Annotated in this window: 17 protein-coding genes and 5 pseudogenes; 14 read left to right on the top strand and 8 right to left on the bottom strand. The window is 69.3% G+C overall.

The window, feature by feature from the left end:
* Positions 1-71: 71 nt before the first annotated feature.
* From ACZ7G3_RS31270 to ACZ7G3_RS31260, 3 genes are all read left to right on the top strand, one after another.
* Positions 72-3,182, top strand: coding sequence for an RHS repeat-associated core domain-containing protein (locus ACZ7G3_RS31270; protein ID WP_470929648.1), 3,111 nt, complete (start codon positions 72-74; stop codon positions 3,180-3,182).
* Between the two features lie 92 nt (positions 3,183-3,274).
* On the top strand, positions 3,275-3,445 hold the full coding sequence (locus ACZ7G3_RS31265) for a hypothetical protein (protein ID WP_383424265.1): 171 nt from the start codon (positions 3,275-3,277) through the stop codon (positions 3,443-3,445).
* Between the two features lie 210 nt (positions 3,446-3,655).
* Positions 3,656-3,802: a PIN domain-containing protein gene (locus tag ACZ7G3_RS31260; RefSeq protein ID WP_470929642.1), complete on the top strand. Its 147-nt coding sequence runs from the start codon at positions 3,656-3,658 to the stop codon at positions 3,800-3,802.
* Positions 3,803-3,858: 56 nt separating this feature from the next.
* Here ACZ7G3_RS31260 and ACZ7G3_RS31255 read toward each other — a convergent pair whose 3' ends face one another.
* Both ACZ7G3_RS31255 and ACZ7G3_RS31250 read right to left on the bottom strand, forming a co-directional pair.
* Positions 3,859-4,767 carry a YfgM family protein gene (locus ACZ7G3_RS31255; RefSeq protein WP_470929640.1) on the bottom strand — a complete coding sequence of 303 codons (909 nt, stop codon included), beginning with the start codon at positions 4,765-4,767 and terminating at the stop codon, positions 3,859-3,861.
* Positions 4,768-5,711: 944 nt separating this feature from the next.
* Positions 5,712-6,515 carry a class I SAM-dependent methyltransferase gene (locus ACZ7G3_RS31250; RefSeq protein WP_470929638.1) on the bottom strand — a complete coding sequence of 268 codons (804 nt, stop codon included), beginning with the start codon at positions 6,513-6,515 and terminating at the stop codon, positions 5,712-5,714.
* 379 nt (positions 6,516-6,894) lie between these two features.
* Between ACZ7G3_RS31250 and ACZ7G3_RS31245 the strand changes: the two are divergent.
* Both ACZ7G3_RS31245 and ACZ7G3_RS31240 read left to right on the top strand, forming a co-directional pair.
* A pseudogene (locus ACZ7G3_RS31245) lies at positions 6,895-7,796 on the top strand (aminoglycoside phosphotransferase family protein).
* A gap of 164 nt (positions 7,797-7,960) precedes the next feature.
* Positions 7,961-9,030 (top strand): annotated as a pseudogene (locus ACZ7G3_RS31240) (transposase).
* Between the two features lie 126 nt (positions 9,031-9,156).
* Here the strand turns inward: ACZ7G3_RS31240 and ACZ7G3_RS31235 are convergent.
* Positions 9,157-9,810, bottom strand: coding sequence for a TetR/AcrR family transcriptional regulator (locus ACZ7G3_RS31235; RefSeq protein WP_470929636.1), 654 nt, complete (start codon positions 9,808-9,810; stop codon positions 9,157-9,159).
* 131 nt (positions 9,811-9,941) lie between these two features.
* Here ACZ7G3_RS31235 and ACZ7G3_RS31230 point away from each other — a divergent pair, with 131 nt between their 5' ends.
* The 5 genes and pseudogenes from ACZ7G3_RS31230 to ACZ7G3_RS31210 all read left to right on the top strand — a co-directional run bounded on the left by ACZ7G3_RS31230 (position 9,942) and on the right by ACZ7G3_RS31210 (position 13,950).
* On the top strand, positions 9,942-10,904 hold the full coding sequence (locus ACZ7G3_RS31230) for an alpha/beta hydrolase fold domain-containing protein (protein WP_470929634.1): 963 nt from the start codon (positions 9,942-9,944) through the stop codon (positions 10,902-10,904).
* A gap of 268 nt (positions 10,905-11,172) precedes the next feature.
* Positions 11,173-11,622 carry a hypothetical protein gene (locus ACZ7G3_RS31225; RefSeq protein ID WP_470929632.1) on the top strand — a complete coding sequence of 150 codons (450 nt, stop codon included), beginning with the start codon at positions 11,173-11,175 and terminating at the stop codon, positions 11,620-11,622.
* Positions 11,623-11,734: 112 nt separating this feature from the next.
* On the top strand, positions 11,735-12,499 hold the full coding sequence (locus ACZ7G3_RS31220) for an NAD(P)-binding domain-containing protein (protein ID WP_470929630.1): 765 nt from the start codon (positions 11,735-11,737) through the stop codon (positions 12,497-12,499).
* A gap of 45 nt (positions 12,500-12,544) precedes the next feature.
* Positions 12,545-12,832, top strand: a pseudogene (locus ACZ7G3_RS31215) (zinc finger domain-containing protein); the annotation flags it as partial.
* Positions 12,772-13,950, top strand: coding sequence for a recombinase family protein (locus ACZ7G3_RS31210; protein WP_470929628.1), 1,179 nt, complete (start codon positions 12,772-12,774; stop codon positions 13,948-13,950). The pseudogene ACZ7G3_RS31215 and the gene ACZ7G3_RS31210, both read left to right, overlap by 61 nt.
* A 37-nt stretch (positions 13,951-13,987) precedes the next feature.
* Here the strand turns inward: ACZ7G3_RS31210 and ACZ7G3_RS31205 are convergent.
* Positions 13,988-15,570: pseudogene (locus ACZ7G3_RS31205) on the bottom strand (carboxylesterase/lipase family protein).
* A gap of 151 nt (positions 15,571-15,721) precedes the next feature.
* Between ACZ7G3_RS31205 and ACZ7G3_RS31200 the strand changes: the two are divergent.
* Positions 15,722-16,306 (top strand): annotated as a pseudogene (locus ACZ7G3_RS31200) (tyrosine-type recombinase/integrase); the annotation flags it as partial.
* 42 nt (positions 16,307-16,348) lie between these two features.
* Here the strand turns inward: ACZ7G3_RS31200 and ACZ7G3_RS31195 are convergent.
* Complete coding sequence (locus tag ACZ7G3_RS31195) at positions 16,349-17,284, bottom strand: LysR family transcriptional regulator (protein WP_470929626.1); 936 nt, start codon at positions 17,282-17,284, stop codon at positions 16,349-16,351.
* Positions 17,285-17,424: 140 nt separating this feature from the next.
* Between ACZ7G3_RS31195 and ACZ7G3_RS31190 the strand changes: the two genes are divergently transcribed.
* The gene (locus ACZ7G3_RS31190) at positions 17,425-18,690 is read left to right on the top strand and encodes an MFS transporter (RefSeq protein ID WP_426603610.1); all 1,266 of its coding nucleotides are present in this window, start codon (positions 17,425-17,427) and stop codon (positions 18,688-18,690) included.
* 319 nt (positions 18,691-19,009) lie between these two features.
* On the opposite strand, the gene ACZ7G3_RS31185 is transcribed toward ACZ7G3_RS31190, so the two are convergent.
* The 3 genes from ACZ7G3_RS31185 to ACZ7G3_RS31175 form a co-directional block, all read right to left on the bottom strand.
* Entirely contained in the window at positions 19,010-19,927 is a 918-nt protein-coding gene (locus tag ACZ7G3_RS31185) for an AraC family transcriptional regulator (RefSeq protein WP_469602153.1), read from the bottom strand.
* Positions 19,928-19,997: 70 nt separating this feature from the next.
* Positions 19,998-20,906 (bottom strand): zinc-binding dehydrogenase, encoded by a 909-nt coding sequence (locus ACZ7G3_RS31180; RefSeq protein ID WP_398916281.1) that lies wholly within the window; start codon positions 20,904-20,906, stop codon positions 19,998-20,000.
* Positions 20,907-21,673: 767 nt separating this feature from the next.
* On the bottom strand, positions 21,674-22,501 hold the full coding sequence (locus ACZ7G3_RS31175) for a helix-turn-helix transcriptional regulator (RefSeq protein WP_470929624.1): 828 nt from the start codon (positions 22,499-22,501) through the stop codon (positions 21,674-21,676).
* A 162-nt stretch (positions 22,502-22,663) separates the two neighbouring features.
* On the opposite strand from ACZ7G3_RS31175, the gene ACZ7G3_RS31170 reads away from it, so the two are divergent.
* Positions 22,664-23,071: a nuclear transport factor 2 family protein gene (locus ACZ7G3_RS31170; RefSeq protein ID WP_470929622.1), complete on the top strand. Its 408-nt coding sequence runs from the start codon at positions 22,664-22,666 to the stop codon at positions 23,069-23,071.
* Positions 23,071-23,913, top strand: a complete 843-nt coding sequence (locus ACZ7G3_RS31165) for an NAD(P)H-binding protein (protein ID WP_470929620.1) — start codon at positions 23,071-23,073, stop codon at positions 23,911-23,913. Before ACZ7G3_RS31170 ends, ACZ7G3_RS31165 begins: the two co-directional genes overlap by 1 nt.
* Positions 23,914-24,090: the final 177 nt, after the last annotated feature.

The following is a 24,090-nucleotide window of genomic DNA, read 5'->3' as shown; positions in this document are numbered from 1 at the left end:
CCCAAGCCCCTAAGGAAGTTCGCAATTCTCGGCCATGAATAGAAGGCAGTCCCGCCCACTTTCTCCTCTGGCTGCGGGAATCCCCCCGGCCCTCGGAGGTCGAAGCCAAGCCGTCGGCCGAGGTCGCGGCCTGGCGGGCGGCGCAGAAGGCCCGCGCCACCGGCGAAGAGCCCGCCAAGACCTCCGCAGCCCGCTCGGCCGCCGAGGACGCCGCGGCGGCCGACTACGTGCCCGAGGGACAGGGCGAGGTGCCCTGGCACCAGATCCTCGACACCCGCCTCAACGACGCACTGGTGGCGCGGGTGAACGTCTCCAACGGCAACCTGATGCTCGCCGCGACCGACTTCGACATCGCGGGCGTCGGCCAGAAGCTGCAGCTGACCCGTACCTACAACTCCCTCGAGGCGTCGTGGGGGAAGGTGTCGCAGCGCTGGTGGCAGGCCTACGAACGCTACCTGGAGATCAACGACGGCGAGGTCGACGTCTTCGATGCCACCGGCAACCTGCTGCGCTTTACCGCGAACGCGGACGGCACCTACCAGGCGCCGACGGGCTACTCGAAGGACCTGAAGAAGAACGCGGACGGCACCTACACCCTGACCGACCGCAAGTCCGGCACCAAGGACACCTACAACCAGTACGGCACCCTGACGAAGGTGACGGAAAAGAACGACGGCACGATCACCGTCGACCAGCACGACGAAGGCAGCGAGCACAAGGGCTTCAAACTCACCGAGACCCGCTCGGGCCGTTGGATCGACCTGGTCAAGACGGATGCGAGCCAGTGGCAGGCCAAGGACCACACCGGCCGCACCGCCGTCCTCGACCTCGACGCTGCCGGTAACCTCGCCAAGGTCACCGACACCGCCGGCAAGGCCACCGCCTACGAGTACGACTCTTCCCGCCGCCTGACGAAGGTGACCACCCCGGAAGGCACCGTCACCCTCTTCACCTACGACAGCCACAACCGCGTCACCTCCATGCAACGCGCCACCGGCACGTCGGGCAGCGGCCACACCGGCCCGACCTGGCGCTACGACTACACGGCTGCGACCCCGGCGGATGCGGGCACGACGACGGTCACCGACCCCGACAGCGACGCCACCAAGTACGTCCACAACGCCGACGGTGAGGTCACCAAGGTCACCGATCCGCTCGGCCACTCCCGCCACGCCACCTACAAGAACCACCTGACCCAGACTGCCGTCGACGCGATGGGCGCCGGCAGTGACGGCACGGGCGGCAACACCACCACCTACGGCTGGGACGGCCGTAACAACGCCCTCTCCCAGAAGCTGCCGATGGGCGCGACGGCGTCGGTGAGCGCCTACCAGACGATCGCCGGCACCGACCTGCCGAACGACTTCACCACTCCGGACGGCCGCAAGGACTCCTTCAAGTACGACACCAACGGCAACACCCTGTCGGTGACTACGTCGGGCACCGCCGGTGCGACCCGCGAGTACACCTACAACAAGGACACGCCGACGTGCGGCGGTTTCGAGGGCCAGCGCTGCACGGCGGAGGACGGCAACGGCAAGGTCACCTCCTTCACCTACGACGACCAGGGCAACCTGACCAAGGCGAAGCCGCCCGCGCCGCTGGGGGAGACGACCTACACCTACGACGCACTGGGCCGGGTGGAGACGGTCAAGGACGGCCGCGGCATCACCACCGTCTACGGCTACGACTCCCGCGACCGGGTGCGCGAGGTTTCCTCGACCAACTTCACCGTCACCTACTCCTACGACGGTGACGGCAACGTCAAGACCCGCACCGACGCCTCCGGCACCACCGTGTGGGAGTACGACAAGCTGAACCGCGAAAAGCGCCGCACCCTGCAAAACGGCGCCCAGGCCGCGCTCGCCTACACCCCCGGCGGCGACGTCGACTTCTACACCGACCCGACCGGGACGACGGACTACACCTGGGACAAGGCCGGCCGCCTCGACTACCTGACCGCCCCGGACGGCAAGAAGACCGACTTCGACTACAACAACAACGGCAAGCGCACCGAGACCGTCTACCCCGGCGGCACTACCCAGACCGTCACGATCGACGACAGCGGACGTCCTGAGCGGATCAAAGCGACGTCCGGTACGCAGACCTTCGTCGACCTCTCCTACAGCTACGCCAGCGCGGGCAAGGACACAACCAAGATCCGCACCCGCACCGACAACCTCACCAAGCTCAAGACCAGCTACACCTACGACTCCCAAGACCGCCTCTCCTACGCGCTCGAGGCGGACCCGGCGGGGGCTCGGAAGGCGTCGTGGCTGTACTGCTTCGACAAGGCCGGCAACCTCACCAGCCGAGACGGCAGCAAGAACACCTGCCCCGGCGGCACCACCTACACCTACAACGACGCCTCCGAGCTGACCGGGAAGAACGGCTCCACCACCGGCTGGTCCTACGACAAGCTCGGCAACGAAACCGCCGCAGCCGGCAACACCCCACGCACGGGCGAGAGCTGGACGGACTACAGCCAGCTGTCCGGCATCACCACAGGCGGCAAGGCCTACGACCTGGTCCACGCCGGCACCACCAACGCCGAACGCACCAAGCTCGGCTCCACGTGGTTCCACCACACCGCCCTCGGACTCGCCTCCACCACGACTGGCGGCGTCGACACCGGGTTCATCCGCGAGCCTTCGGGCACGCTGAACTCCATGACGACTGGGGGGAAGTCCTACTACTACCTCACCGACGCCACCGGCAACGTCCTCGGCCTCGCCGACGACGCGGGCAAGCGCACCCACACCTACGCCTACGGCCCCACCGGCCTTCCGCGGATGACGCCGACGGAGGCTGTCCCCCAGCCGTACCGCTACGCCGGCGCGTACGCCGACCCGACCGGCCTGTACAAGATGGGGCACCGCTACTACGACCCCACCCTCGGCCGCTTCACCCAGCCCGACCCCTCCGGCCAGGAGAAGAACGCCTACCTCTACGCCAACGGCGACCCCATCAACAACAGCGACCCCACCGGCCTGTACTCGATCGACGACTTCAAGTCCGACGTCGGGTTCGTCGGATCAACTGCGACGATCGGCGGAGTCATCGGCGGCGGAGTCGGTTCCGTCGTCCCAGGAGTCGGCACTGGCGTAGGCACCGTGGTAGGCGGTGTCGCAGGAGTCTCCTTCGGAGTCGGCGTCCTCGTCGGTGAAGCTCTGGGGAGCTAGTCGCACTCCGAAACGATCCCAGCTCACCTGATGAAGCTCCGGGGCGGCTACCACGCCGCCCCGGAGCTGAGCCACTTCACAAGGAGAAGAAATTGGATAAGCGCCAACTGATCTTGCTGCTGGTAGTGATCACCGCCTTCGGCGTAGCAGGATTGGCCATCGGACTGATGGGTTTCTCACGGACAACAGCACTCATTGCCTTCGCCATCATCGCTGCGCCCTTGCTCTACCTGATTTTCAGTCGGTCACAACAGGGAAGGTAGCAATCCCGGCCCCAGGTCGGCCTGAAGGCGACGATGCCGCTTGAAGACGCTGCTGGACTGCAACGGCCCCAGTCACCGCTCCCTCGCTGGTCGGCCAGCCAGACAGCAGCGGACGGGTCGCCCTGGCCCCGGGCAGAAGACGGGAAGCTGTCGGCATCCCTGCGGTTCGCGGAGAACGTTCCGTTCACCGCAGCGCACGCAGTGGACGCGATGGACTGGACAGACGTGGACTGGCCGGTGGCCCACGCTGCCGCGATCGCCTGGCACGCGGTGAAGGTGGGGGAGCCGCTGACGGTCCTGTCACTGGAACCCGAGCTGTCCGCGGGTACCGGCATCACCCCACTGAACCCCACCTGACCCGCGCCGCCTTGGGCGAAGGGCTGTTTCCCGCGGGGAACAGCCCTCTTCTGTGGTCAGCTCCCGGCGTGCAAGTGCCTCTGGCGGGCGAGGACCAGGCCACGCCAGCGGCTGCGGGTGTCCTGTTCACTGTCGAGCCACCGGACTCCGGAACCCTGGTCGGCAGGCAGGTCGGCCATGAACTGGGCAATGTCGACGAAGTAGGCGTGATCGTCGGCAGACGTCTGTTCCCGTAGCCGGGCGATGGTGGTGTTCAGTGCGGTGCGGTCGTCGAGGACGGCCTGATGAAAGGCGCAGGCCAGCTCGATGGCGGGTGACAGCGAGGTGAGGCCCGCGATGGCGAGCTCGGTGCGCAGCGTGGCGACCTGGTCGTCGACCCCGGCGCTGCCGGCATCGCGGATGAGTTCGGCCCGGCGGACGTTGATGGTGGTGGCGCGCAGGTTGAGGCCGGTCAGGAGCTGGTGGGCGAGGTCGATTTCCGCAGGAGCCTGGTCGGGGGCGTAGAGCGCAGTGGCGAAGGCGCGCAGGGCCTGGCTGTGGGCGGCTTCGCCGGCCTTGCCGTGCTGTTCGGCTTCGGTGCGTCCGGCGAGGTAGGCCGCGGCGGCACGCTCGGGTTGTCCTTGAAGCCAGTACAGGTCACCCAGCACGCGTTGGTGGCGGCCTTCCCAGCCGAGGTTCTGGGCGGCGGCGAGGGCGGTGGGGAAGTCGCCGGCCAGGCGGGCGGCGTGGGCCAGGCCGCGGCGGGCGGCCGGGGCGAGGCGGCCGCCCTGGTCGGCGACCTGCTGGTAGTCGCGGCGTGATGGGGCGGCTTGGCCGGTGTCGCGCAGGGCCTTGGCCCGGTAGTAGAGCGCCATCTCCTGCAGGTCGGCGGGCAGCAGGCCGGTGTCGAGGACGGCGGTGAGCCGGGTAACGGTGCGAGCGCGGTGCTCGTGCTGGCGGCGGGTGAGGGTACTGAGGAGTTCCACGAGGGCGTCGGCGGGCGTGCCGGGCGTGGGGGCGTCGGGGGCTGGTGGGGTGATCGGCTCCCAGACGGAATCGCCGACGTAGTCCAGGCGGCGTCGGTGAGCCAGGTGAGGTCGAGGTTGTAGTCCCGGGCGATGGTGAGGCCCTGGCGCAGGCAACCCACAAGGAGCCGGCGGTCGCGGCTGGTGCCGTCCCTCCACTGCTCGCCCAGTGCGGTGAGGATCCGCTGGGCTGCCTGGCGCCAGTCGCGCGTCGACCAGCGGTCGTCGGCCTGGTCGTCGGCGCTGCGGACGGTGGAGCGGATCAGCCCGTGCAGGTGGTACGGCCACAGGCCGAAGACGTTCTCTCGGACGAAGGGCCGCTCGATCAGCCGCAGGGCCGGTGCTTGGTGCGGCAGGCTGGCGGCCGCGGTGGCCAGGTTCAGGTCGAAAGCGTCCAGCAGGGCCACGGGGCGCAGGACGTGCCGCTCGTCTGCGGTGAGATCGGACAGGGTGCGGGCGATCAGTGCCGGGAAGTCGTGGTCGAAGTCGGCCGGCTGCGGGGTGCGGCCGGTGCGGCGGATCTCCGAGAACCGCATCACCGACAGATCGAGGTAGAGCGGCAAGCCGTGGGAGCGGTCGGTGATGACCCGCCGGATGTCCTCGCTGATGAGCGGTTCGCCGTCGCGAGTAAGCCGACGGGCGAGGTGATCGTCGCAGTCCTCGGGGGAGAAGTCGCCGATAAGGACCTGCCGCCCCTGGCCGTGGGTTGGGCTGGCGGCGCGGGTGTCCGGAACAGCTGCGGGAAGCGCCAGGCCCGGCCAGGCGGCCGGGCCGGTGTAGTCGAGCTGTCGTGGACCGCGCCGGGGCACCCGCAGCAACCGCTTCAAGCGCTGAACACTTCGCGAAGAACCCGCTGCAGGCGGTCGCGAGCCGGCAGGTCGGCAACGACAACGACGAAAGGCGGATCAGCGCGCCGGCTCAGACGTGCCTCGCGCCTGGCCGCGGCTGGCGACCACCAGGTATCCATCGCTCTCGGGGTCGAAGGTGGTGGACTGCACCGTGAGCCCGACACTCCGCAACTGCGCCACAAGGTCCTCGTACCTGTAGGGCCAGATGGACAACCGCTCCGAGCAGGCTCGCACTGCCCCATCCGGCTCGATCTGGGCGACCACGATCTCGAGGAAGTGTTCCTGCTCCCAGCGCTGCTCGATCTGCCAGTAGTAGCTGACGACCGCATCGCGGTCGTTGCGGCGGATGAGTCGATCGCGGACGTCTACCCGTGAGCCGGCGGAGCGCACGAGCTCCCAATTGCGTGACGTGAGCACGAGGCGTCCGCCCGGATTCAGCAGCCGCGACATCGCTTCCAGTGCGGTCAGGCGCCCGGCTGCGCCCTCGGCGTGCCCGAGCGAGTTGCCGACGCAGAACACCAGATCGAACGTGGAGTCCTCCAGGTGGTCGGGCAGCTCGTCCCAGCTCGCGCGGAGGGATCGAAGCGAGACACCCTGCTCGTCGGCGGCCTTCTCGGTCCGGCGAACCATCCCATCGCTGGCGTCTGCGGCGACCACGTCAAGGCCAAGACTCGCGAGACCGACGGCGAGCTGGCCGGTTCCACACGCGCAGTCGAGGACGCGCGCGTTGGGCGGCAGAGAGCCCACGACATCGCTGCAGTAAACCGCGGCTGCCTTGGCGGGGGTCAACCTGTCGTCCCCGATCAGCCACTCGTATACGTCGGAAAGCGCCCCATAACCAGCCACCGCGATAACCTCCATCACTCGACGACACACGGGCTAGACCGCGCCTGCGATTCGGACCTTGCGCCTCGCACTGTGCCGGGCCGTGTCAGCGAAGCATTGAGCAGGACCCAACCACTTCCGGCCGCTGAGACTCCACCGGATTTCGTGGGAAACCACGACACGCCGCACCGACGCAGGTCCCCGCTCCACCGGCGCCCCATCGGCCACGATGGGGACCGCGGCCGGCAAGCGCGCGTTCACTGCGGAGCGCTTTCACTGCCTCAACTGGTGGACGCACCGCAGCCTGCGGTGCTTAGCGGTCGGTTCTTCGAAGGGGCTCGGGAATTCCAGTCGGGGAGCTGGATCCCCCAAGGGACATGGTCGCCTCCGCGTGCGCCAAGTAATGTGACTTCGCATGATCGAATCCGAGATTGAGATCAGCGAGGACCTGGTCCGCAACCTGCTGCAGGACCAGCATCCGGACTTAGCCGCGCTACCCATCCGTGAGGTGGCGGGTGGCTGGGGCAACCAGATGTGGCGCCTCGGGGACGAGTTGGCGGTCCGGATACAGCGGATGGACACCAACCCGGATCTGCAGCTCAAGGAGCGCCGGTGGCTGCCGACCCTGGCCTCGCGCGTGCCGCTGCCGATCCCGGTCCCCGTACGGGACGGTGCGCCGTCCCGTAGCGCTTCCCCAAGATCTGGACCGTCATGACATGGGTTGAGGGCACGCCGCTGGACCACGGCTCCATCACCCGCGGCGACCACGCGGCCGACATCCTGGCGGCCTTCCTCAAAGCACTGCATGTGGAGGCGCCCGCCGAAGCACCGGACGCCTCGGACCGCGGCGGTCACCCCAAGGAGTGCACAGAGGGCTTCGAGCGCTTCCTGCGGGCTGTGGACCTCGGCCGTTTCGCCGAGGACGACATCCGAGCCGTGTGGGACGACGCGGCTGCGGCTCCGGGGTGGGAGGGCCCGCGAGTGTGGGTTCACGGCGACCTGCATCCCGCAAACGTCGTCGTCGCCGAGGGGACACTGGCGGGCGTCGTCGACTTCGGCGATATCTTCGCCGGCGACCCGGCCTGGGACCTTGCGGCCGCCTGGGTGCTGCTCCCCCCGGGCGGCGCTTCGCGGTTCTTCGACAGCTATGCGCAGGCGGACGAGGCGGCGGTCCGACGGGCGCGTGGGCTGGCCGCGTTGAAGAGCCTGTTCCTGATGCTGATGGGTCAGAACGGGGACCGCGGCCTGCCGGGCGGCAAGCCGCACTGGGAGCCCGCAGGCCAGTCGGCGCTTGATCGTGTCCTGAAGGGCCTCTGACACCACCGGGCCTCTCTGGCCACCGTACACTCGGCCGCCGCGCCGCTCACTCCCGCTGTCACTTCGAAGCGGCTCCCGCCGTCACGCGCAATGACAGCCCTGGGAGCCGGACGCGTTCAAGCCTTCGGCGAGCGGAACGGAACGACGTTGTCCGGTGCAGGTGCGTGTTCGTCAACCGGACCAACCTGCGCGCGGCGCTGGTGCGGCTGGTCAACGCCACCTTCGCCGCCCGGGATGAGGCGTGGTGGGGCGAGGGCACCGCCTGCGCGAGCGACTCCAAGAAGTTCGTCTCCTGGAGCTCGAACTTCATGACCGAGTGGCACCAGCGGTACCGCGGCCCCGGGGTGATGATCTATTGGCACGTCGAGAAGAAGTCGCTGTGCGTCTACAGCCAGCTCAAGTCGTGCTCGGCCTCGGAGGTCGCCGCGATGATCGAGGGAGTGCTGCGACACTGCACGGACGTGGAGATCGACCGGCAGTACACCGACACCCACGGCGCCTCCACCGTCGGGTTCGCCTTCGCCCACGTGCTCGGCTTCAACCTGCTCCCCCGGCTGAAGAATGTCGGATCCGCGCGGCTGTACCGGCCAGCGGCCGGTCAGGACGAGAAGTGGCCGAACCTGGCGCCGGCGCTGTCGACCAAGACGATCGACTGGGACCTGCTCGCCCAGCAGTACGACCAGATGGTGAAGTACACCTCCGCCCTGCGCCTGGGCACCGCGGAGGCTGAGCAGGCCCTGCGGCGTTTCACCCGCGGCGGACCGAAGCATCCGACGTACCGGGCGATCGAGGAGCTGGGCCGGCGGTGCGTACGGCGTTCATCTGCGACTACCTCGCCGACGCCGACCTGCGGCGCGAGATCAACGACGGGCTTCAGGTCGTGGAGAACTGGAACTCCGCCAACCACGACTTGTTCTACGGCAAGGACGGCGACCTGACCGGCCCCGACAAGGAGTCCCAGGAGGTCTCCATGCTCGCCCTGCACCTGCTCCAGTCGGCGTTGGTGCACGTCAACACCCTGCTCCTCCAAGACATACTGAGCGAGGAGAAGTGGCACAAGCGGCTCACCGACGCCGACCGGCGGGCCCTGTCCCCGCTGTTCTGGACCCACGTGAACCCCTACGGCCGATTCGAGCTGGACATGAACTCCCACCTCGCCCTCGCCGCCGCGGCCAGGGGACCCGGACCCCGCCCTGCGCCCGGAGTGTCCACTGCCCAGCCGGCGGGCGTCTGAGCAGACTCGGTCTGAACGATCGCCCGGCTCTCCCCGCTCCAGTACGGCCACTCCTGCATCCGGCCTCCCGTACTGGGCCTGCGGCAGCGGCGTGAGCCGACCGCATCGCATCCGTAATCCGGCACGTCAGGGAATCCGGGCCTCGATGTGGGCGAGTTGGGCGGCGAGGATCTCATCGAATGCGGCGCGGCGATCAGCTCCGAGGGGGCGGATGTCGCGGGCGAAGTATGCCAGGGCGGGGAAGCTTTCGGGGTCCGCGCCGAGCACCGCGACACGGAACTGCTCCATGCCCTGTTCGTACTCCTTGGGGGTGAGGGTGGTGATACCGGCCTCGGAGGCGATCAGCGCGGCGAGGAGGATCACGATGCGGTGGTAGCGCGCTGGGACCTCCTCGTCGGGCAGGCCGGATGTGCGCAGGGCCTGCAGCAGCTCCTCCATGACCAATCGGGATCCGGTGCCGCCGGACCCGTAGTGCCCCCACACCCCTGCGAGTTGGGGCTGTTCGCCGAAGGCCTTGCGCAGGCGTAGGGCCAGGGCGGTGATGCGCTGCTTCCAGTCGCCCGCGGGGTGGTAGCCGTCCATGGCGGCCAGCAGGATCCGGTCGGCGACCGCGCGGAGCAGTTCGGTCTTGTTGCGGAAGTGCCGGTAGAGGCTGGAGGAGTCGGTCCCGAGCGCTGCGGCGAGTTTGCGCACGCTGAACGACTCGGCGTCGCTCGTGCGCAGCAGTTCCGCCGCGGTGTCCAGGATCTCCTCGGTCGACCATCGCCTGCGGCCAGTCATCTCGCCCCTCTCGTCCGTGCTCAGCCTAGCCTATGCACTTGATGATGCACGCACTGCGTGCATAATGAGGGCAATGCAGTGTCCGGCCACAACGCCACACCCGGAATCCGGCCGGGAGGGGAGAAGGCGACATGAGCGAGACCACGACCGCGACGCGGCCGACGGAGCCTGACTACTCAGTGATCACGACCGGGGAACTGCTCGCCTATCGCGACGCGGAGAACCACTGGCGAGCCTCCAGCGCGGCGCGGGCGATCCTCGGAGAGCCGGACCCCGGCGCCGCGATCGCCTGGCAGCAGATCGCGCTGCCCGGCCGCGACCTGCCGGTCCGCGTGTACCGGCCGGCCCCGGCGGGAGCCGCCGAAGCCGCAGCCCGCACCGACCTGCCGCTCGTGGTCCATGTCCACGGAGGCAGCTTCGTGGGCACAGCGGTGCAGTGCGACTGGACCAACAGCCACCTCGCCGCCCGCCTGCCCGCCCTCGTCGTCTCGGTCGAGCACCGCCTCCTCGACGCCGGCAGTCCGCTCGCGAACGCCGCCGACGACGGCTGGGACGTGATCCAGCATGTGGTGCGGCACGCCGCGCAGTGGGGCGTCGACCCGGCGCGCGCGGCCGTCTTCGGTGAGAGCTGCGGCGCGCTGATCAGCGCCCTGACGGCCATCCGGGCCAGGGAGGCCGGGCTGGAGCTCAAGGCGCAGGTGCTGGTCAACCCCGCGGTCGACGTGACCGGGACGATGTTCGACTACCCCTCGGTCGCCGAGTACGCATACAGCCCCGCCCGGGCCCTGCCGCTGCTGCGGCTGTTCCAGCGGCTCGCCGTCCCGCCGGGAGCCGACGCCCGCGCAGTCTCGCCGCTGTACGCGGACGACCTGAGCCGACTGGCTCCGGCGCTCGTGGTGGTGCCCACCGAGGACGCGGTCGCCGACCACGGCCGCCGCTACGCCGAGCGACTGCGCGCGGCAGGGACCTCCGTGCGGCTTTCCGAATACCCGGAAGCGCGGCACGCGTTCCTCACTCTGCCCGGCGTGGAACCACAGGCCGAGGCCGCCCAGGCGGAGATCCTCAAGTTCCTCCGCGTGGCCCTGGCAAAGTGACGGAGGAACGACGCGCCCCACCCTTGGACCCGACGGCCCAGCGGTCTCCCGACTCGGCCTCGGCTGCATGAGCATGACCGGCACCTACGGCCCCGCCGACCCGACCCACACGAGGCCGCGGCCACTCTGCTGGAGGCCCTCGATTCGGACGTCACCATGATCGACACCGGCGGCGTCGACGCCGCCGTCCCCGACACCGGGGCCCAGGGGGCCCGATACGGCGACCACGGCATCACCCTGATCGGCCAATGAAGAGAGAAGCACCCTGATGACGAAACCACCCCGTACACGAGGGCCGCGCACAGCGATGTACGCGGGCCTTGCACTCACTGTCCTCGCGACGATCGCCGTGTACGTCGACCGGGGCACCACCCATCTGCTGGCCGACCACATCCGGGCCGGCTATCCCAGCTATCCCCAGGCGCGGGTCGACTCGGCCGTCACCGCATACCAGGTCGTGTTGTCCGTCATCGGAGCACTCGGCGTCCTGGTCTGGCTCACGACGGCCTGGGCTGTCAAGGCAGGTAAGCGGTGGGCCCGCCCCGCCGCGACCGTGATGCTCGTGCTCGGCACCAGCGTCGGACTGACCGGGCTGCTCACCAAGGACACCTCCGGCGAGACCGGCCTGCCGCCGGAGCTGGGCTGGGCCGGGATGATTCCCTGCCTGGCAGGCGTCGCCGCGGTCACACTGCTGTGGAGAAGACCGCGACTGACGTGACCTCGGCTGCTCCGTTCGACTCCGCACGTGAGGAGCCGACGGTAACCATCGCGACCGCACAGAGCCGCACCCATACAGGTCACGGCCACCGCGCACCATGGAGGAGGACACAGTGCAGAGCATCGGCATCATCGGAGTAGGCGAGATCGGCCGGGCCATCGTCGAGGGCCTGCGCAACGGGGGCGGTGCGTCGCCGGAGGTCTTCCTCTCTCCCCGGGGGGCCCGCGCCGCCGCCGAACTGTCCGAGCGCTTCGAGGGCGTCCATGTGTGCGCCGACAACCAGGAGGTGCTGGACCGCTCCGAGGTGGTGATCATCGCCGTGCGCCGCCAGGACCACCATGAGGCACTCGCCGGGCTGGAGACGGACGACGACAAGACCGTGGTCAACCTGATGGCCGGCGTCGCCACCGACGACCTGCGCCGAACCCTCGCCACCGGCGCTCCGATCGTCCGCGCCATCCCGCTGCCCGCCGTGCGCGATCGCCGCTCCGTCACCGTGACCTGCCCCTCGCACCCGGTGGTGGACTCTCTTTTTGAACAGCTCGGCGGAGCGCTGCCCGTCGCGGACGAGGGCGCCTTCAACGTCTTCTCCGCGCTGACCGGGACGCTCACCGCCCACTACGCCTACCTCGCCACGCTCACCTCGTGGGCCACAGGCCATGGCATCGCCCCCGACGCCGCCGACCGGTATGTGCGCGGCCTCTTCCAGAACGTCGGCCGCTCCCTGAGCGACGAGACCCGCCCCCTGCACCAACTCGCCGCCGACCACGAGACACCCCATGGGAACAACGAGCGCATCCGCACCACCTGGTTCGATCCGGCCAATGCGGCAGGCCTCGTGAAGGCCCTGGATGGCCTCCTCGCCGACCTGAAGTAAGAGCGTCCGGCCGGGACATGCGTCCAGACCGGGGCGGCCACTCCACTGCGCGCCTCTCGCAAACGATCGTTTGCCCGAGCAGGATCAATCACGAGTCGCCGGACCCGTACGGATCCCGGATTCACTCTCAGAACCCGTTCTCACCCAGAAGCGGGTCGACCCCCTTTTGAGACTTGCATTGCGCGAAAATCCGGGGCCACGACGGATCCTCAGCAGCCCTCCCCGGCCGAACGGCCGGACGCCGACGACGTCGAACAGCACGCCTGTCCGAAGTGCGGCGCCCCGCCCGGCTCGCCGTGCCGCTCGCGCGGCGGCGCGGTCGCCTCCGCCTACCACACCCGCCGCTTCACCCTGGTGCCCCGCCTGAAGAAGGCACTGCGGGTTCCCGCCCCGGCCGACCGCGGGCCGGGCCGGCCGTGGCCGCCGGGCGCCCCGCCGCCGGCGCCGGTCGACCCGGACCTGCCGAGCGCGGACATCCGCATCGGCTACGTCCGCCGCTCGACCCTCGGGCAGGAACTCGACACCCGACTCGACGCGCTCGCGGGACACGGCATCCCCAGGGACAAGATCTTCAGCCAGAAGATCAGCACCCGGGTCCGCGTACGGCCGAAGTTCGAGGAGGCATCGAGGACCGCACGGGAGGTCAAAGCGCACGCCCCGCACTGCCGGGTCATCTTCACCGCGTACGAGATGAAGCGCTCGGCCGCGACGCCGCCGAACTCACCGCGCTCGCCGGCCCCCTCACCGCCCACGGCCTCATCCTGGAGACGCTCGCCAGACCCCTGCCCGGCATCTACGACCCCACCGGGCCCGGCAAGCTGCTGTTCACGTTCTTCGCCGCGATGGCGGAGACCGAGCGGGAGAACACCCGCGAGTCCACGCTCGAAGGGCTCGACACCGCGGCCCGCAAGGCCAAGCACGGCGGCCGGCCGCCCGTCATCACCGACGACATGCTCCACACCGTGCTCCGCCGCCGCGCGGGCAGCGAGTCCGTCGAGCAGATCCAACCCGACCTGATCACCCCCACCGGCAAGCGCAAGGGCCAGAACCCCTCGGTGGCCAGCATCGACCGGGCGCTCGCCGAGCACGCCAAGCGCGAGGCATACCCCGAAGCCGTCGAGGCCGCGCACGCCGACATTGCGGCCCTTACCGGCCTAAATGTCCCCGGCGTCCTCCGGGAACCGGGCCTCCACCTCGAAGAACTCCAGCAGCAGCGCGAACCCCAACCGGTTCGCCCCCCGACTTGTTCCGCAGCCGCTCCTGGGCGGGCCCGCTTGCTGGAGGGGCCCGAGTGGGAGGCGCCGTTTCCTGGATCCGACCTGATCCGAACGACACCCCCTGACCCAGAGTCCGCCGGTCCTGGCCGGATGCGCCGGCGAGACCGACAACATCGGCGTCGGCCAGTCGCTGAGCAGCCCTGGGACGGGGCAAGGCGAATGTGCTCTGGGTGACTCCGGGGCTTTCCAGATGCCGAGGTGGTTCGCCAGTTCACGGACACCGGACGGGAAAATCGGCCTTGGCCCAGAGGGCTCGTATGGCGGCGGCCGTGTCATCGGCGGGGGCGTCCTCAGTGCTCCATGTCCTGGCCTGGGCGGCGGAGTTGTCGACCGATGGCCAGCCCGGGTTCCCGGTGGCGGCGAAATCGGCCCACGCGCGCACCATGCGGCGTGCCAGTGCGTGGTCCGCAGGTGTGGGTGCGCCGCCGATGAGGAATGCCAGGCAGTCGGTGTCGAGGTTGCCGAAGGCGAAGGGGATGTCCGCACAGTGCCAGGCACGCACGGCCCCGTTCGGGCCGGTGCGCCGACGGTCGAAACGCGACAGGAACGCCCGGCCGCCGGCTCGGGCGTGAAGCTCCACGAGTCGGTTGCTGTACTCGCTGAACAGGAGATCCCCGAAGACGGCGAGGTAGACATCGAGCACCGGGGCGTGGGGCATCGCAGCGCGATAGCCGGCCACCAGACCGTCAGGGAGGTTGAAGTCTTCGGCGAAGAGAGCCAGCTGCTCATCGGTGGTGACCTTCGCGCTGCTGCCGACGGCATCGAGCAGCCAGTACTCCTCAGTCGTGTGGCAGACCAGCAGGTCCACTTCCCGGGCCGCACCGGATGCCATCCCTGTGAGGGGGTCGGTAGGCAGTACGGCACCGTCAAGGACGGGGGCGTAGAGGGCGGGGTCGTAGTGGGGGGGGGGGGGGGGGGGGGGGGGGGGGGGGGGGGGGGGGAAGGGGGGGGGGGGGGGGGGGGGGGGGGGGGTGGGGGGGGGGGGGCGGGGGGCCCCGCCCCCCCCCGGTAGGCGTCGACCACCTTGTCGGAGGCGATGACCAGGGCCTGTGGAGTCACGGATGTCAGGCCCTCGGGTGTGGCGGGGCAGCCGGCTGCCGCAGCGATCTCACGGGTGGTCGCCGCAGCGATTTCGAGCGTGTAACAAGGGCTGGCGGCGCTGTGAGCGATGGCACGGTGGAACAGTCCGCGGGCGCGGTCCATCACCATCAGGCAGGCGACCGAAGCGGCTCCGGAAGACTGGCCGGCGACCGTGACGTTGCCGGGATCGCCACCGAAGGCCGCGATGTTCTCACGGACCCAGCGCAGGGCCGCGATCTGGTCGAGCAGACCCCGGTTGTCCGGATAGGCAGTTGCTTCGGCGGCGGGAACGTGGCCGAAACCTTCGAAGCCGAGCCGGTAGTTGAGGGTGACGACGACCAGACCGGCGCTGGCCAGCGAGGTCCCGTCGAAATCGGGTTGGGCTGAGGATCCGAAGGTGTAGGCGCCGCCGTGGATCCAGACCAGGACGGGCAGACGGCCGCCCTCGGGGGCTGGGGTCCATATGTTGACGGTGAGGATGTCCTCGTCGTCAGGCGACCACAGGGGTGCGCCGGGCAGCTGTGCCGACTGCGGAGCGACCGGGCCGAAGGCCGTGCAGTCCCGCACTCCACTCCACGCCGGTGCCGGGCAGGGTTCCCGGAACCGATTGGCGCCGAACGGCGGGGCGGCATAGGGGATGCCGAGGACGGCGACGACTTCGGTAGAAGCCCGAAAACCTTGGACCGCACCGTTCTCCGTCTTGAAGGTGTCCATCGGAACAATGCCTCTCATCACACGCTCACACGCTCACACGTCAGATCGCCAGGGAGCTGAGGTTCAGCTTTGCATCGGGCGGCACCCGAGGACCAACACCAAGATCATGGTGATTGACGCACCAGTGATGTCAATCAACGCGCGGCGCTAGGTGCACCTGCGGGAGAAGACGCTGTGGCGGATGCTCTACGAGACCGCCGGGCGGTCCGAGGAGATCCTGGGTGTCAACATCGAGGAGCTGGACCTCGCCGGGCGCCGTTGCCTGGTCAAGGCCAAGGGCGCCCGGACCAAGGCCCGCCGCCGGGGCCAGTCGCGCGAGGACTACGTGCTGGAGCCCGTGTACTGGGATGCCGGCACCGCCCGACTGCTGCCCCGGCTACTCAAGGGACGAACCCGCGGGCCGGTGTTCGTCACCCACCGCCGCCCCGGGCCGGGCAAGGTCGTCAGCCCCCGCAACGTATGCCCGGACACCGGACTGGCCAGGCTGTCGTACGGGCAGGCCCGCGCCCTGCTCGACGAGCACACCGCCCTGCGCGGGCCGGGTACGGGCTTGGACCTGCACGAGTACCGCCACTCCGCCCTGACCCATCTCGGCGAACAGGGTGCCTCGCTGTTGATGCTGATGGCGAAGTCCCGGCACAAGAAGCCGGAGAGCGTCCGCCGCTACTTCAAGCCCTCCCCGGAGGCAATCGCCGAGCTGACCAGCCTGCTCGCCCCCGGCGACGCCCGCCGTTGACCGCCTGCTCTGGGCGGGGTCGGCCGCACGGGCAGGAGCCGTTCAGCGAGGAATCACCCAGCCCGGTGCCCAGGTTCCGGCGGCGTCTTGGCCGGCCGTCGTGGCGGCGAGGTGGGTGCGGAGGGTGGCCAGCGCTGGGTGGGGGTTGTCGCGGTGCCAGAGGAGCGAGTGCGGGTAGACGGGTGTCGGGTCGGTCACCGGGATGCGACGCAGGCCGTGATCGGTGGGCCAGATGAGGCGGGTGTGTTCGCCCATGAAGGTGGCCAGGGCCGGGGTGTCGGAGATGGTGTCGAGGAGCGCGTCGGAGCCGAAGTTGGGGCCGGTCACCTCGATGGTGAGGCCGAACTCGGCGACGAGGTCGTCGTAGTAGGCGCCCCACTCGGTACCGGGGGCGATGCCGGGCATCCAGATCCGGTGCCCGGTGAGCTGGGCGAGGGGCACCGATCGGGCGCCCGCCAGTGCGTGGGCGGGGCCGGTGAGGAGTTGGAGCGGTTCGTCGAGCACCCGGACGGACTCGATGTCCTCGGGGAGGGGTCGGCCGGGCGCGGCGACGGCGCGGAAGGACGCGTCGATCGCACCGGAGCGAATGGCGGTGACGGCGGTCTCGATGTCGAACAGCATCATCACGTCGAGGTCGATCTCGGGGTGTGCGCGGTGGAAGCCGCGCATCAGGCTCGACTGCGCGCTGCGCGAGGCGATCACGTCGACGCGAAGCGGACGGTGGCCTGGGCGCACGGACGCACCCGCGCGCTCGGCGACGCGCAGCAGCTCGCGTGCGTGGGGCAGGAACGCCTGACCATCGATGGTGAGCTCGGCGCCGCGTGGGGCACGGGTGAACAACCGCACGCCGAGGGTGCGCTCCAGCGTGGCGATGCGTTTGGAGACGGCCTGCTGGGTGATCGACAGGTCGGTGGCGGCTTTCTGGAACTGGCCCGCTTCCGCGACGGCGACGAAGGTACGTACTGCTTCGAGGTCCACGCCGACCCACCTTAGTGAACAACTGTTAGTTGTGGATTGCTGGCAGGTCTGTTGTTTGACCTGCTGCTGTCCTGCCCGCTTACCTCTCATCGGTCAACGTCAGTTTGTTCGGGTGAGATCTCAAGGTGAGTGAGCTGAGCATGGCGGGCAGGAGACGGTTGGGCCGGCAGTTCGGCTGGCTGTGGGCGTCATATGCGGTGAGCGCGTACGGGTCCGGGCTGGGGTTCGGGGCGTTGCCACTGATCGCTGTGCTGGTGCTGCATGCCGGACCCGCTGAGGTGTCCGCGCTGTCCGCGGTGGGGCCTGCGGTGGGTGCGCTGATCGCGGTGCCGCTCGCGCCGTGGGTGGAGGTCCGGCGCAAGCGCCCGGTCATGATCATGATGGACGTGGCCCGGTTTGCGGCCATGGCGACGATCCCGGTCGCCTACGCCTTCGGATGGCTCGGTTTCGTCCAGCTGCTCGTGGTCTCGGCCGTGGTCGCCGCAGCCAAGATCGCCTTCAACGCGGCCGGCGGCGCCTACCTCAAGGCCCTCGTGCGGCCGGACGACCTTCTCGTCGCCAACGCGAGGTTCGAGTCCACGAACTGGAGCTCCATCGCGGTGGGGCCACCGCTGGGCGGGGCGGCGGTCGGCCTGTTCGGGCCGGTGGCCACCGTGGTGGCCGACGCGCTCAGTTACCTGCTCTCCGCACTGGGCATCACCGCGATCCGCGGTCAGGAAGAAGCGCCGCGAACGACCGACAAGAGCCCGGTCCGGGCGGAGGACGCCGTGCCGCGGGCAGGCGCCCTGCTCGACGGCTGGCGACACATCATGGGCCACCCCGGTCTGCGGCCGCTCTACCTCAACCACATGCTCGTCGCCGGTCTGATCATGGCCACCGAGCCGCTGCTGGCCGTGCTCCTGCTTCGCCAGCTCGGGTTCCCACCCTGGCAGTACGCCCTTGCCTTCGCTGCTCCCTGCCTCGGCGGCCTCATCGGCTCCCGGCTGGCCCGCCGTGTCGTGGCCCGCTTCGGCCGGCACTGGGTCTTCCGGACCGTCGGCACCCTGCGCGCCATCTGGCTGATCGGCCTGGCCTTTGTCCCTCCCGGCGTCATCGGCCTCGTCACCGTGATGGCCGTCGAGCTGACGATCATCATCAACATGAGCCTGTACAGCCCGGTGCTCGCCACCTACCGGCTCGAACACACACCCAAACATCTCGTCGCCCGCACCCTGACGGCCTGGTCGATCGGCCAGCAGGCATCCATCGCCGTCCTCACCGCACTCGCCGGGCTGCTCGCCGACATCACCAGCCCACGCACCGCTCTCACCGTCGCAGGACTGCTCATCCTGACCACACCACTGCTGCTTCCCCGACAGGACCAGACGTCGCAGCACGAGCCGGAACTGTCCCGCAGCCACTCATGAGACACCGCAACTCACCACTGAAGCCCGCAGCCCTCAGCCGGACCACGGTGCGCGTCCGCGTCGACCAGGCACACCACCGGCAAGGAGAACACTCGCGTGAGCACTGCCCCCGTACTTGACCCCGCGGACACCGCTCTTCCCGTCATGGACTACCAGCCCGCGGTCCTGGCCTTCGTGCCCGAAGGCGAGGACCGAAACGCCCTGCTCGGTCGCGTGGAAGGGGCCATCGCCGACGTTCGCGCAAAATCAAAGCGCTCTCAAGCCCTCCAGGGGCTCAGCGCCGGTTTTCGTTCCGATGTTCCTACCAGTCGAGGCCAGATCACCTGCGAAGTCGAGAACGATATTCGCCCGGGGCCGTGCCTCGGGCACGTCTGAAGGCACGGCTGAAAGCGTGCGGAGAGCCGTATCCGACCGCGCCGGAGATCGACTCGACGGGCTCATCGGTATCGCGGAGCCGGACGGACGCCAGGTCGATACGCCACTGCGTCACGTACGCGCCCGGCGTCTGTCCGAGGGCGGACCGGAAACGCCTGGACAGCGTCGCCCGGGAGACGTTCGTCGCGGCGGCCAGGGTCTCCGTGGTCCAGGGGCGCTCCGGTTGGGCGTGGACACACGCCAGAGCGTCGCGCACGACCGGATCACGCATCGCTCCCAGCCATGAGCCGGACCGCTCCTGCGGGTGGCGGGCCAGCCAGGCGCGTACGAACTGGACGAGCAGCAGGTCGACGATGCTGTTGACGGCGGCGGTGGTGCCGATCTGCGGCTGTGCGAGCTCAGCAGCGAGAAGTCCGACGGTCCTTGCGAGCTGCGCGTTCTCCCGGGCTGCGACATGCATCGGCCGGGCGAGGGAGGTGAGCACCGGTGTGCGCACCTCCGGGTCCTGCTCGTAGTGCAGGACGATCACTTCCGTCTGCACCGGCGCCGAGCCCAGCCGCAGGGCCCGGCCATCGGCAAAGGACCGGGCCGCTGCCTCACGGTCGCAGGAACCCATCGTCACACTGGCTCCGCCGGCTATCCCGTGTGCGGTGCCCGGCGACACCAGGACGGCGTCTCCGGCCCGCACCTCAAGAGGTTTCTCGCCCGTGACGTGGAGCCACATGGTGCCGCGGGACACCACGTGCAGCGCCGCCCCTGGGTAGGAGTCCAGCCACAGGCCCCAGGTTCCGCCGGCCTTCAGCACGACCCCGAGCCCTCCACGCGCACCCGAAACACGCAAGACCTCCGCCAGCACATCCATGGGTCCATTCTCGTCCACCGCCGCGAACCGCCCGCCGGCGGGCGAGGCGCATGTGTCCTCGCCTGCAGCGTCAGACCACGTCAAGAACGACCTTTCCGTGCACCTTCCGCGCGAACAGCGCCCGGACGGCGTCGTCCACGCCCTGCCAGTCGCCTCGCAGTCCGACCGGCGCCGAGAGCCTCCCGGCGGCCATGAGGCCCAGCAGGTCCGTCAGCTCCCCGCCGGTCGGCGTCATGTCCCCGTAGGTGGCGATGCTGCGGGGTTCGCCGAAGCCGAACAAGACCCCTGCCGGGAAGGTGGTTTCCTGCCCCGAGGAGTAGCCGACCAGGTGGATGGTGCCGCCCTCGGCGAGGGAACTCCACGCCCGGGCCACCAGTGGTCCGCCGACCGTGTCCAGGACGAGGTCGAACCGGTCCCCGGTCTCGGCCAGGTCGGTCAGGACCTTGTCGGCGCCGAGTTCACGGAGTCCGGCGGCCCGCTCCGGCGAACCGACGAGTGCCGTCACCCGGGCGCCCGCTAGCGCCGCCAGCTGGACGGCGAAGTGCCCCACGCCCCCGCTGGCGCCGGTGACCAGAACGTTGCGCGCCAGCAGGGAACGCTTGCGCAGCACTCGCAGAGGGGTGACTCCGGCGATCCCCAGGGCCGCGGCGTGGGCCAGATCGACACCCTCGGGGACGGTGCCGAGCGAGGCGGGGCTGACTGCCACCCGCTCCGCCCACGCGTGGGGGGCCATTCCCACTGCGACGCGCGTACCTGCGGGCGGCCCCGAGCCGTCGGACGCGGCGCGCACCACGATGCCGGCCGCGTCGTGACCGTGCACAGCGCCGGCCGGCCACTGGTGCACGTAATTCAGCTCTCCGAAGTTGAGACCGATGTGCCGTATCTCCACCAACGCCTGACCGGTGGACGGTACGGGCTCATCGACATCGGCGAACCGGACGGGTCCGGCCTCACTGTGATTGACCACAAGGGCGCGCATCAGGGATGTGTTTCCTTCTCTCGTGGGTACGCCTGAACACTCGGCGCGGCAGCAGATCGAGTGCGCAGATGCCGCACTGCCGCCTTCTTGGAACCCTTTCGCAGGACCGGGACAGCGACCAGACCCGTGAGAATCAATCAGTTGACAATCAGTGTCAGTGCGACTCGCGGTGCGTCGAGCCCTGTCCCGTCCGGTGGATGACGCAGTGCCGGGCACAGACACGCCCGGCAATGTAATGATCTTGAGGCGCCAGCGCTTGCGTCGGGCTGCGGAGTCGCGCTGGGTGACGTGCCTGGGCGACCGCGTCGGCGCCGGAGCGAGCGTTCAGCCAGGGAGGGGACGGAGGTGTGGCAGGAGCGTCCCGCCGCAGCGCGGCAGACCCCTCTGCGATCTGCCAACTCGCGTTCCAGGCACCGCCCTCGGTTACCACGGCAAGACAGACACCCGTCTGGTCACTGAAGCCGGAGGATCCTGGAACCGGTACGCCTTCGGCGACCACACACAGTGACGCCAGGCACAGCCTCAACGAGGAATACGCGACACCTCAACATGCGAGCCCACCAGTCTCAACCCCCGTCGATCGGGCCGCGCCGGCGTGGCGCGGCGGCACCGGCGCACGGCTGTCCTGGGCTTGCTCGGAACATGCGCGTGAAGCTCCGGAGTGGGCAGCTCTGCGGCCCGGGGCTACGGTTTCTCCGTCCCGGGGCTACGGTTCCACGCGCGCGGCCCGACCTCGGCGGACGCGGTGGCTTCCGTGGTGGCGGCGGTCAGAGGCTCTTCAGCGCAGCGGCGCTGGGGCTGCCGGCTTCTGCCGTGTACATCACCAAGGAGAAGCCTGAGCCGGGCAGGCCGAGGGTGTGCCGGTCGACTTCCAGCTCGCCCAGGGTGGGGTGACGCAGGTTTTTTCGCACGCTGGGCATGGGGCGCACAGCGTGATCACGCCAGCTGCTCGCGAAATCCGGATCGTGGGTTGCGAACTCGTTGATCAGCTCTGCGAGCACGTTGTCCGTGGGGTGCCGAACGCTGGCTGCGCGCAATTGAGCGGCTGCCTGCTGAGAGAAATCGGACTCCGAACCGGGCGCGCCGGTGCAGAGGGTGTCACGGAATCTCTTCGACATGCGCGTGACGTTGCGCTCGTCAGATGTGAGACGGGAGAAGTCCGTGATCAGAGCCGCGGCTGCTGTGTTCCAGGCGACGATGTCCTGCCGGTCGTTGACGATGTAGGCAGGGATGCCGTCAAGTCTGCCGAGCAGTCGTTGGGCATCCTCGGGTACGTGGTCCGGCGCGCCGCCGTTCTCCGCCGGCAGCGCTTGTCCGGCCAGGCGGGCCAGATGGTCACGCTCTGCTTCGGTGAGTTGGAGAGCCGTCGCCAGCGCGACCAACACCTGCGGTGAGGGCCGGGGCGCCCGTGCCTGTTCCAGTCGTTCGTAGTAGCTCACCGACACCTGTGCCAGGGCGGCTACCTCTTCGCGGCGCAGTCCGGGTGTGCGACGGGCGCGCCGGCCTGGTGGAAGCGTCGCTTCGGCCGGCACGTCTTCTGGTCGCAGTTCCTCGCGGCGCCGGCGGAGAAAGGCTGCGAGTTCCTGGCTGCTCACTCTTTCATCCTGTCACAGGAGGGGCGGCTGAGCCTCGCACTGCCGGTCCGGGGCTTGGCTGTCCGTTCCGCGGCCGCACATCTGCCGTGCATGGTGACGTGGTCGGTTTGTTGACTACGAGGAGAAATGGTGCCCAGGACCCCTGAGGAAACTTTTCGCCGCATGATCGATCTGATGCTGGTCAAAGACATGAATGCCGTGGCAGATCTGTGGGCGCCTGACGGAATTGCGGAATTCCCTTTCGCGGCCGGGAGCTCCCCTCGCGTTCTCCGCGGACGTGAGGAGGTACGTGCCTACCTCGCCCCCTATCCGGAGCTGATGGACATGAAGGAGGTGACCGCGCTCACCGTGCGGCCCACGGATCAAACGGACACCGTCGTCGTGGAGTGGACGGCCACCGGCCGCACCGTGGCCACCTCCCGGCCCTACCGCCTGGACTACATCGTGGTTCTCACGGCCCGCGACGGGCTGATCTCTCTGTATCGGGATTACTGGAGCCCGCTGTCGGCGGCCGCCGCTGCCGGGGGTCTCGCCGGGCTGATCGACTCGCTGGAAAGGAAGGACGGCTGATGTCCGGAGTGCTGGTGACCGGAGGCACCGGCAAGACCGGCAGGACGCTGGTGCGGGTGCTCCGCAACGCTGGTGTGCAGACACGGGCCGCCAGCCGGAACCCGGCCGCAGCCGATCCTGATGCGATCCGCTTCGACTGGAGCGACCCGACCACATACGGACCCGCGCTCGACGGGACGGACCGGGTCTTCCTGCTCCCGCCGGTGGAGAGCGTGGACCCGCTGCCGCTGGTCGAGCCCTTCCTGCGCCAAGCGCGGCGGGCCGGTATCCGGCGCCTCGTGATGCTCGGCTCCGCCATCGTGCTGCCGAACGCGCCCAGCGCTGTGGAGCTGGCCGCTCAGGTTCAGGCCCAGCCCGGAGGCGTCGTACTCCGCGCGTCCGGCTTCATGCAGAACTTCCTGCGCCCGCACCCCCTGGCCGAGCGCATCCATCGACTCGGTGAGATCCGCACCGCAGCCGGTGACGGCAAGCTGGGGTGGGTCGATGCGCGGGACATCGCGGCCAGTGCCGCCGCGCTGTTGGCCGACCTGGGGGTGGACGCCCGAAGCGACTACCTGATCACCGGACCGCACGGGATGAGCTACCCACAGGCCGCGCAGATCATCACCGCGAAGACCGGCAGGCAGGTTCGGGTGGAGCGTATTACGGAGGAGGAACAGGCTGCCGCCTACCGTGCCTCCGGAATGCCAACCGAGTTCGCTGCCGCGCTTGCCGCCGTCGAGCGCGGCATCAAGGAGGGACGCGAGGACCAGGTCAGCACCGCGGTGCTGGAACTGACCGGCCGTCCGCCGCGCGCCTTTGCCGAATTCGTCTCGGATCACGCGTACGAGTGGACGCGGTAGTGCCTGAACAGCAGCGGTGTGCGGTCGAGTAGGAACCACGCGGAGAGTGCGGTTCGGCGTCACATGATGTGACGCCCCATCGGATGGTGCGACATCCCGTGGGTTCCCGCCGTGGGTTCCCGTGGTTCTTGCTGGGGGCCTGAGCGCCTGGCCCGGCCTTCTCGTCCAATCTGATCA

It is taken from the genome of Streptomyces sp. NPDC037271 (genome assembly GCF_055603605.1).
This window is presented reverse-complemented; position numbering and strand designations above follow the sequence as displayed.